Annotated in this window: 1 rRNA gene; it reads left to right on the top strand. The window is 55.3% G+C overall.

Annotated elements, in window-relative coordinates:
* Positions 1-1,070 (top strand): 16S ribosomal RNA (locus ACI3KU_RS18945); the annotation flags it as partial.
* Positions 1,071-1,107: the final 37 nt, after the last annotated feature.

Raw genomic sequence — 1,107 nt, 5'->3', positions numbered from 1 at the left:
AAGTGACGGTACCTGCAGAAAAAGCGCCGGCTAACTACGTGCCAGCAGCCGCGGTAATACGTAGGGCGCAAGCGTTATCCGGAATTATTGGGCGTAAAGAGCTCGTAGGCGGTTTGTCGCGTCTGCTGTGAAATCCCGAGGCTCAACCTCGGGTCTGCAGTGGGTACGGGCAGACTAGAGTGCGGTAGGGGAGATTGGAATTCCTGGTGTAGCGGTGGAATGCGCAGATATCAGGAGGAACACCGATGGCGAAGGCAGATCTCTGGGCCGTAACTGACGCTGAGGAGCGAAAGGGTGGGGAGCAAACAGGCTTAGATACCCTGGTAGTCCACCCCGTAAACGTTGGGAACTAGTTGTGGGGTCCATTCCACGGATTCCGTGACGCAGCTAACGCATTAAGTTCCCCGCCTGGGGAGTACGGCCGCAAGGCTAAAACTCAAAGGAATTGACGGGGACCCGCACAAGCGGCGGAGCATGCGGATTAATTCGATGCAACGCGAAGAACCTTACCAAGGCTTGACATATACGAGAATACTCTGGAAACAGGGGGCTCTTTGGACACTCGTATACAGGTGGTGCATGGTTGTCGTCAGCTCGTGTCGTGAGATGTTGGGTTAAGTCCCGCAACGAGCGCAACCCTCGTTCTATGTTGCCAGCACGTAATGGTGGGAACTCATGGGATACCGCCGGGGTCAACTCGGAGGAAGGTGGGGATGACGTCAAATCATCATGCCCCTTATGTCTTGGGCTTCACGCATGCTACAATGGCCGGTACAAAGGGCTGCAATACCGTGAGGTGGAGCGAATCCCAAAAAGCCGGTCCCAGTTCGGATTGAGGTCTGCAACTCGACCTCATGAAGTCGGAGTCGCTAGTAATCGCAGATCAGCAACGCTGCGGTGAATACGTTCCCGGGTCTTGTACACACCGCCCGTCAAGTCATGAAAGTCGGTAACACCTGAAGCCGGTGGCCTAACCCTTGTGGAGGGAGCCGTCGAAGGTGGGATTGGTAATTAGGACTAAGTCGTAACAAGGTAGCCGTACCGGAAGGTGCGGCTGGATCACCTCCTTTCTAAGGAGCATCTGACTCTTCGGAGTCCAGAACCCAG

Origin of the sequence: Microbacterium sp. ZW T5_56 (genome assembly GCF_044987425.1) — a bacterium.
Lineage (GTDB): Bacteria > Actinomycetota > Actinomycetes > Actinomycetales > Microbacteriaceae > Microbacterium.
Note: the sequence above shows the minus strand (reverse complement) of the source record. Positions and strands in the feature narration are given on the sequence as shown.